This window comes from Kitasatospora sp. NPDC059571, assembly GCF_042735675.1.
Taxonomy (GTDB): Bacteria; Actinomycetota; Actinomycetes; order Streptomycetales; family Streptomycetaceae; genus Kitasatospora.
On record NZ_JBHWBW010000354.1, the window covers coordinates 1 to 8358 of the forward strand.

Consider the following 8358-nt stretch of genomic DNA (forward strand, 5'->3'; position numbering starts at 1 on the left):
CCATGGTCGGCCGCGACTGTTGTTTATAAGCGCCCGGGGCCCCGCGGAGGGCCGCCCCGGGCGGCCCGCGGCACCGCGGCCCGGCCGGCCAGCGGGTGGCCGACCGGGAGGATCACCGCCATGGGCTCCAGCCGCACCGGCCAGTGGGCGAGCTGCGACCGCACCCGGGCCGGCAGCCCGGCGAAGCGGCCGAACGAGGCGTCCAGCCGATGGGCGAGCAGTTCCCCCGCCGCACTGGCGAGTCCGCCGTGGAAGCGGGCCAGCAGGTCGCAGTCGGGGACGGCGGCCCGCGCCGCCGCCAGCACCCGTCCGGCGGTGAGGTCGGTGCCCTCCACCTCGCTGTTGAGGTCCACCAGCAGGGGCCGGGCCGCCGCGGAGGAGACGATCTCGTCGTGCAGGGCCAGCAGCCGCCGGGCCCGTGGCAGCAGCAGCTCCCCGGCGGGGGTGAGCTCCACGCTGCGGGTGGTGCGGTGGAACAGCACCTCGCCGAGCGCCCGTTCCAGCGTGCGGATGTCCCGGCTCAGGGCCTGCTGCGCGACGTGCAGCAGGCCGGCGGCGCGACCGAAGTGCAGCGTCTCGGCGGTCGCGACGAAGCCGCGCAGCAGGCGCGGGTGCAGGTCCTGGGGCATGGTGCAGCAGGTTAGGCGGCCCGCAGCGGCATTGACAACACGATGCTGTCAATTCGGCCGAACAGGTGTTGGACGCCACCGGGCCCGGCCCGCCAGGCTGACCGGTATCCCGCCCCTGACCTGGAGACCCGTGTTCGCCTCGTACCGCCGCATCCTCGCCCTGCCGGGCGCCCTCGCCTTCACCCTGGCCGGACTGCTCGCCCGTCTCGCCCTGTCGATGAGCGGGGTCGCCACCGTCACCCTGATCGCCGACCGGCGCGGCTCGTACGCCCTGGCGGGTGCGGTCTCCGCGGCCGGGCTGGCCGCCGTCGCGGTCGGCATGCCGCTGCTCGGGCGGCTGGTCGACCGGCACGGGCAGGCCAGGGTGGCCGTCCCGGCGGTGCTCGGCAGCTCGGTGCCGCTGGCCGGGCTGCTGCTCTGCACCCGGTTCGGCGCACCGGCGTGGACACTGTTCGCCTGCTGGGCGCTGGCGAGCGGCGTGCCCAACCTGGGCGGCATGGCCCGGGCCCGGTGGGCGCACCTGCTGCAGGCGGACGAGGCCGCCCGCCACCTCGCCAACTCGCTGGAGCAGGCGCTCGACGAGCTCTGCTTCATGGCCGGCCCGGTGCTCGCGGTCCTGCTCTGCCGTGCGTTCTTCCCGGAGGCCGGGCTGCTGGTCTCCGGTGTGCTCTGCGCGGCCGGCGTCCTGCTGTTCGCCGCGCAGCGCGGCACCGAGCCGCCGGTGCGGCCGGCGGTCCGCCGTGCGGCGCACCGGCCGGAGGGCGGATCCGGGCCGGCCGGCCGCGGCCTGCGCGTCCTGCTGCCCGCCTTCCTCGCGACCGGCGTGGTGTTCGGCGCCATGGAGGTCACCACCATCGCCTACACCGATGCGCTCGGCCACGGGTCGGCGGCGGGCCCCCTGCTGGCGCTGGTCGCGGCCGGGTCGTGCGCGTCCGGGCTCTTCCTCGGGCTGGTGCGGCCGCGGCGGTCGGCGGCCGTCCGGCTGCTCGCGGGCGCCGGGGCGATGGCCGGGCTGCTCCTGCTGCCGGCCGCGGCCGGGCTGGCCGGTGCGGGGCCGTGGGTGCTGGGCGCGGCGCTGTTCGTGGCCGGGTCGGGCACGGCACCGACCATGGTGAGCGGGATGACCCTGGTGCAGGAGGTCGTTCCGGCGGAGCGGCTCAACGAGGGGATGTCCGCCGCGGTCTCCGCGATCGTGGTCGGCATCTCGGCCGGCTCGGCGCTCGGCGGCGCGGTGGCGCAGCGGGCGGCGCCGGGCACCGGCTACTGGGTGCCGGCCGGTGCGGCCGCCACCGCCCTGCTGATCGTGGCGGCCGGCCTGCCCGTCCTGCGCCGCCCGGCCGGCCGGGCGGCGCAGGCGGCGGAAATGCGGGGGACTCCTGTCGGTGCGGGCGGCTAGCGTCGGCCCCATGGGGGAGAGCATCAGCTACGTGCGCGGGGACGCCACCGCGCCGCTCGGCAGCGGGGTCAAGATCATCGCGCATTGCTGCAACGACCTGGGCGGCTGGGGCAAGGGCTTCGTGCTGGCACTGTCCCGGCGCTGGCCCGAGCCGGAGGCCGCCTACCGGGCCTGGCACCGGCAGCGCGCGCAGAACGACTTCGGCCTCGGCGCGGTGCAGCTGGTCCGGGTCGAGCGGTACGTCACCGTGGCCAACCTGGTCGGCCAGCGCGGCATCCGGACGGGCCGGTCGACCGGCGTCCCGGTCCGCTACGAGGCGATCGACCGCGCCCTGGCCGCGCTGGGGGACCACGCACTTCGGCTCGGCGCCTCGGTGCACATGCCGAGGATCGGCTGCGGGCTGGCCGGCGGCCGGTGGGAGCGGGTGGAGCCGCTGGTGCTGTCGCGGCTCGCGGAGCGGGGCGTGCCGGTCACGGTGTACGACCGGTGAGCGGTGCGCCGTCCCAGGTGTACTCGTACTCGGGGAGTTCGTGCCCGCCGGGGAAGAAGCCGGTGCGCTCGGCGGTGCGGCGGCCGCCCTCCCGCTCGTAGAAGGCGATTGCGCGGCGATTCTCGCGCAGCACCTCCAGGCGCAGCGGCGCGGGCGCGGTCCGCTCCAGGGCGGCGCGCAGCAGCAGCCGCCCGATGCCGCCGCCGGTGCGGCCGGGCCGGACGTGCAGGTTGTCGAGCAGCGTCCGCCCGTCCGGTTCGGGCACCAGGTAGGCGAAGCCGACCGGGCCCTCTCCGTCCTCGGCGACCAGCAGGGTCGGGGTGTGCTCGGGGCCGCCGTAGTCGACGGTGAGGCGCAGCGCCCAGATCTCCTGCCGCTGGGCTGGCAGTCCGTCGCCGAGCGCCTCGTCCGGGACGATCCCGGCGTACGCGCTGCGCTGGCTGGCCGCGTGCAGCGCGGCGACGGCGGGCGCGTCGGCGGCGGTGCCGGTGCGGACGGTGATCGGTCCGGTCATGGGCCGAGCCTGCCACAGCCGGGGCTTGAACGCGTTCAGGATCCCCTCTAGAGTCGGTCGCGGCAGACTTTTGAACATGTTCGAAACTATGCCCCGCCCGCGCCGCGGGCCGAACCGGCCGTCGAGGGGGCCGCCGGTGCGGCCCGCCCGCGCGGGGTGACCGCGGCCGTCCGGGCCGGGGAGCCGCTGTCCCCCGTTAGGCTCAGGGCCGTGGACGAGCAGAAGGGCAGCACCCGCGACATGGACCAGCCTGTCCAGGAACCCGCGCTCGGCGCCGAGCTCCCCGGTGGTCGCGCCCGCCCGAAGACCGACAAGAGCGAGCAGACCCGCGCCCTGATCCTCGACACCGCGATGCGCCTGTTCCAGGAACGCGGCTACGAGAAGACCACCATGCGCGCGATCGCCGCCGAGGCCGGGATCTCGGTCGGCAACGCGTACTACTACTTCGAGAAGAAGGAATTCCTGATCCAGGGGTTCTACGACGGCATGACGGTGCAGCACGCCGTCGACGCCGGGGAGCGGATGGCCGGGCACACCGAGTTCGCCGACCGGCTCGGGCTCGCCCTCGCCTCGTGGCTGGACTGCGCCGCCCCGTACCACGAGTTCGCCGCGCAGTTCTTCCGCACCGCGGCCGACCCGAACTCCTCGCTCAGCCCGTTCGCCAACGAGTCGCACCGGGCGCGGGCCACCGCCGTCGCCCTCTTCCGCGACGTGCTGACCGGGTCGGACATCGCCCCCAAACTCGACCCCGAGCTGCGCGAGCTGCTGCCCGACCTGCTCTGGCTGCACCTGATGATCATCGTGCTGTACTGGGTCTTCGACCACACACCCGAGCAGGAGCGGACACGGGAGTTCGTCCGCCGCTCCACCCCGATGGTGGCCCGCGTGGTCGGCCTCTCCCGCTACCGGGTCTTCCGGCCGCTGGTCCGCGACGCCAAGGGGCTCATCCAGGACTTCATCCTGCCGACCATCGGCCGCACCGCGACCTGAGGCCCGTGGCCGCGGGGCGCGGCAGGGCCCGGCTGCGCGCAGAGTCGGCGGCGCGGCAGGGCCCGGCTGCGCGCAGAGTCGTCGGCGCGGCCGGGCCGGCGCCTCAGAACCCGTCCGGGTTCCAGGCCTGCACGGCGGTGCGCAGCATCAGGTCGGCCCGCTCGGCCGCGCCCGGGCGCACCTCGGCGACCAGGCCGGCCCGGGCGAGCCGCACGGCGGACTCGGTGCCGAGGTAGAGCGAGCCGAGCGCCGAGACGTCCAGCGCCAGGTCGACCGCGTCGCCCGCCGCGGGATCCAGAGCGGTGCACCGCCCGGTGCCGTCCTCGGCGGTCTCCAGCAGCCAGCGGCCGGCGGTGTGCCCGTCCCGGTCGGCCACGTCGAGCACCAGCCGGCCGGCCGCGCGGTAGCTGCGGGCCGCGACGGCGGCGGGCAGGTCGAGCAGCCGCAGCCACAGGAAGTCGGAGCTGTCGCGGCCCGGCGAGGCGGCCCGGGGGTCGGTGAGCAGCAGCGGCAGCGGGTCGTCCGGGCCGACGTTCTCGACCACCACGGTGCGCACCCAGTCGACCGAGAGGGCCAGCCGCCACAGGGCGACGGCGGTGGGCATGTCCAGCGCGAGGAAGTCCACCACGGTGAGCGTGCAGTCGGGTACGGGTCCGTCCCAGACGTCGTCGACCCGGTAGGCGATCAGGCCGGTGACGGTGCCGCTCTCGTCCCGGTGCAGGGCGAGGAACGGCTCCTTCCAGTCGTAGCCGGGGAGGGTGACGTCGCCGGTGTGCAGCCGCCACCAGGCCGCGGGGCGGCTGATCGCGCCGGGCTGGGTGCGCCGCCAGCGCTCGTGCAGTTCGGCGCCCAGCTTGCGGGCCTCCGCCATGGTGACGAAGTCCGTCCGGCCGGGGGCCGCCCGCAGGTCGGGGCGCAGGGTGGCGCGCTGCAGGTCGATCCGCCAGGCATGGCCGCGGGTGGCCGGGCCGAAGCCGTACCGGCCGTAGATGGTGTACTCGGCGGCGATCAGGATCGCCGCCGCGCTGCCGCGCTCCCGGGCGGCCGCGAGGTCGCGGCCCATCATCTCGGTGAGCAGGCCGCGCCGGCGGTGCGTGGCGTTGACGGTGACCGCGGTGATCGCGTCCACCGGCAGCACCGCGCCGCCCGGCACGGTCAGTTCGCTGTCGAAGCTGCGGAAGGTGGCCACGCAGCGGCTCGGGTCGTACGCGTCGAAGGCGCCCAGCGAGCGGCCGGGCTCGAAGACCAGTCGCCGGTAGTCGGTGCCCTCGTCCAGGTGGGGTCGCAGGAACCCGCGTGCCACGGCGCGGTCCCAGAGCGGCAGTTCGTCCTCGGTGATGGCGCGGACCTCGACGCCGTCCGCTGCCGCGCGCGCTCCGCCGCCCTGTCCCTCGCGCCGGCCCGTGCCGGCTGCTGCCTCGTTGCCCATTCGGCCACGGTACGGCGGCATCCGGTCGGCGGCATCCGGTTTTCGGACCGGCCGCCGGGCGGTGCCCCGCGGCGCAGGGCGACGGTGCCTCAGACGGGCCGGCGGGGCTGGGGGTGCGGCAGCCGCGGGTGGCGGTAGGGCGTGTGCGGCTCGGGCCCGACCGGGGAGGCGGTGCGGAGGCCGTAGCTGCGGTGCCGGCCGGCCCGGACGGCGCGCCGGCGGGCGTGCGCGAGGGCCTGCCGGGCGGGGTCGGGCGCACCGCCGGCGGGCCGTTCGTGGCCGGTCCGGCCCAGGGCGAGGGCCGCGGTGCGGCGGTCGGCGAGCCGGGCCGAGCGGCGGGCCAGCGCCCGGGCGTGCTGGGCGTCGAGGTGAGCGGTGGCCCGGGCGGCCATCCGCTCGGCGACCCGGTGGGCGGCCGCACGGTGGGCGGGCACCTTGTCGGGCGCGCCCGCGATGAGGTCGAAGAGCCAGGTGCGCGCCCGGTCGGCCCGGGCGTGCAGCAGCCGTTCGCGCCGCAGTGCGCGCCGCCTGCGGCGGGGCCGGTTCGCGTACCGCCAGCGCGCCCAGGGGCTGCTGGGCCGGGCGAGCCGGACGGCTCCGATCCAGGACAGGCCGGGGACCATGATGCCGAGCAGACCCGTCCAGACCTTGCCCTTGAGCAGGGCCACGATGGAGACCACCGCGTTGACCGAGATCACCGCGACCAGCCCCCACCGGGTGCTCTGGCCGGGGACGACGCCGAGCGGGACGTAGCCGGTGAGCAGCACGGCGGTGACCAGGATGCCGAAGATGACGGCGTCCACGGACTTGCGGCCCTGTTCGCTCCAGTACACGTCGTCGAGGTGCAGGATCAGCGCGAACTCGTCCAGCACCAGGCCGCAGCCGATCCCGAAGCAGAGCCCGAACCAGTCGATCCAGGGGTGCCCGCCGTTGGTGGCGAACACCCCGATGCCGCCGACCAGCAGGAACCCGAGCCCGAACACCATGTGGTGGATGTGCAGGCCGCCGGGGGTGATGTTGCCGGGCCACCAGCGGACCTGGGCCCGGATCATCCGCACGCTGAACCGGATCCCGACGAACGACGTGATGAAGCCGACGAGCAGCAGGAAGAGCGGCTGCTTGTGCGCAGCGACGATGTGCTCGTGGTAACCGTCCAGCAGGTGGTTCATCACGGGTGTTGCCCTCGTTGTCGGTTGATGCCCCGGCCGCGGCCGGTCCTGGTCCGCCGCCGGGTCTAACGCGCGCTCAGAAGCCCCGGGTGCGCTTGGCCGCGCGGCGGGGCACCGGCGGGGGCTCCACCCGCTCGCTCGCGCCGGGCGCCTTGAGGAACAGCCGGGCGATCTCGCCTCCCAGGTTCACACCGATGGCGAGCGCCAGCGCGAGGGCTGCGGCGCGGCTGACCGAGACCAGCCCGGCGCTGGCGTGTCCCTGGGCGAAGGCGAGCATGCCGAGGTACATCGCCGAACCGGGCATCAGCGGCCCGATCGCGGCGGTGACGTACGGCAGCGCGGAGGCGTAGCGGTACCGGGCCATCAGCTGCCCGAAGAGGCCGACCAGGCCGGCCGCGACGCCGGTGGCGACGATCGGCGAGATCCCGGAGTTGGCCAGCACCCCGTACGTGGACCAGCCGATGCCGCTGTTGAGGACGGCCATCGGGAGGGTGCGCCGCTCGGTCTGCAGCAGCATCGCGAAGGCGAGCGTGAGCACCATGGCGGCGATCAGCTGGACGGGCGGGTCGACGGAGCCGCCGAGCGATTCGTCGGGGCGGAGCTTGGCGTTGTAGTTCACGCCGATGTAGAGGACCAGCAGGACGCCGACGACGATGCCGGCGATCAGGTAGAGCACTTCGAGCAGGCGGGCGGCGGCGGTGATGTAGAAGCCGGTGAGGCCGTCCTGGACGGCGGCGACCATGGCGCGGCCGGGCAGCAGGGCGAACAGTCCGCCGGTGATCACCACCGAGCCGCGCAGGTGCAGGTCGTTGAAGGAGAGGACGATGCCGAGCAGGGCGGCCGGCATCGCGGCGATCACGAACTGGTAGAACTCCGGCAGTCCGCGCCGGGCCACCAGGGAGGCCAGCCGGTCGCCGACCGCGGCGGCCAGGAACGCGCCGGCGAACACCAGCCAGGCCTTGCCGTCGATCTTCCCGCCGACCAGGAAGGTCGCCGCGCCGGCCAGCAGCCCGGTGGCCAGGGCGAGCAGCCAGACCGGGTAGGGGTGGCGGTTGCGGCGGATCTCGGCGAGCCGGCGGTAGGCGTCGTTGACCGGGATCTTCTCGGCGGTGATGTCGGCGACGAGCCGGTAGACGGCGGCGAGCCGGGTGTAGTCGGAGGTGCGCCGGCGGACGGTGCGGGCGGCGCTGACCGGCGGGTCGATCAGCGACGGGTGGTAGGTGATGGAGATCAGTGTGAAGGTGACCTGCGGCTCGCAGTGGTCGAGCCGGTAGGCGTGGCTGATGCCCAGCATGGCGGCCTCGACGTCCTCCGCGGCCTCGCCGCTGGCGAGCAGCAGCTCGCCGATCCGCAGGGTGAGGTCGAGGACCCGCGGGACGTGCCGGGACGTGCCGGCCGACGGGTGCAGCTCGCGCGGGCTGCGCTCGAAGGCCGGGCGCTCGGTCATCGGGGTGCGCAGCAGGGTGCGCATCCGGTCCGGCCAGGGGGCCGCGCCGGGGGCGCCGAGCCGGAGGTCCGCGACGGCGATGCCGGCGGCCGGGGTGTAGCCGGCGGCGCGCCAGTCCTCCGGGGTGAGGGTGTCCTCGCCGCTGCGGCGGCCGGCCGGGCCGGGGCCGAGCAGGCCCTCGGTGGGCGGGGCGTCGGCGGGGGCGACCCGGCGCGGGGGGGGGGGGGCCCGCGGGGGGGGGGGCGCGCGGGGGCGGGGGGGGGGGCGGCGGCGCGCGCCGCGGGGGCGCGCCCC

General features: G+C 75.8%; 7 protein-coding genes and 1 pseudogene. 3 read left to right on the top strand and 5 right to left on the bottom strand.

Going from position 1 to position 8358, the window contains the following annotated elements:
* Positions 1 to 50: 50 nt before the first annotated feature.
* Positions 51 to 629: pseudogene (locus tag ACFV0G_RS29180) on the bottom strand (LysR family transcriptional regulator); the annotation flags it as partial.
* A gap of 130 nt (positions 630 to 759) precedes the next feature.
* Here ACFV0G_RS29180 and ACFV0G_RS29185 point away from each other — a divergent pair.
* Both ACFV0G_RS29185 and ACFV0G_RS29190 read left to right on the top strand, forming a co-directional pair.
* On the top strand, positions 760 to 2025 hold the full coding sequence (locus tag ACFV0G_RS29185) for an MFS transporter (protein ID WP_380554460.1): 1266 nt from the start codon (positions 760 to 762) through the stop codon (positions 2023 to 2025).
* Between the two features lie 10 nt (positions 2026 to 2035).
* The gene (locus ACFV0G_RS29190) at positions 2036 to 2515 is read left to right on the top strand and encodes a macro domain-containing protein (RefSeq protein WP_380554463.1); all 480 of its coding nucleotides are present in this window, start codon (positions 2036 to 2038) and stop codon (positions 2513 to 2515) included.
* On the opposite strand, the gene ACFV0G_RS29195 is transcribed toward ACFV0G_RS29190, so the two are convergent.
* Entirely contained in the window at positions 2496 to 3029 is a 534-nt protein-coding gene (locus ACFV0G_RS29195) for a GNAT family N-acetyltransferase (RefSeq protein ID WP_380554467.1), read from the bottom strand. The genes ACFV0G_RS29190 and ACFV0G_RS29195 overlap by 20 nt on opposite strands.
* A 210-nt stretch (positions 3030 to 3239) precedes the next feature.
* Between ACFV0G_RS29195 and ACFV0G_RS29200 the strand changes: the two genes are divergently transcribed.
* Positions 3240 to 4019: a TetR family transcriptional regulator gene (locus tag ACFV0G_RS29200; protein WP_380554470.1), complete on the top strand. Its 780-nt coding sequence runs from the start codon at positions 3240 to 3242 to the stop codon at positions 4017 to 4019.
* Between the two features lie 103 nt (positions 4020 to 4122).
* Here ACFV0G_RS29200 and ACFV0G_RS29205 read toward each other — a convergent pair whose 3' ends face one another.
* The 3 genes from ACFV0G_RS29205 to ACFV0G_RS29215 form a co-directional block, all read right to left on the bottom strand.
* A complete protein-coding gene (locus ACFV0G_RS29205; RefSeq protein WP_380554473.1) occupies positions 4123 to 5448 on the bottom strand; it encodes a GNAT family N-acetyltransferase in 1326 nt (441 codons plus the stop codon).
* Between the two features lie 89 nt (positions 5449 to 5537).
* Positions 5538 to 6617: a hypothetical protein gene (locus ACFV0G_RS29210; RefSeq protein WP_380554479.1), complete on the bottom strand. Its 1080-nt coding sequence runs from the start codon at positions 6615 to 6617 to the stop codon at positions 5538 to 5540.
* Positions 6618 to 6693: 76 nt separating this feature from the next.
* Positions 6694 to 8358: threonine/serine exporter ThrE family protein (locus ACFV0G_RS29215; protein WP_380554476.1), on the bottom strand; the 1665-nt coding region annotated here is incomplete at its 5' end.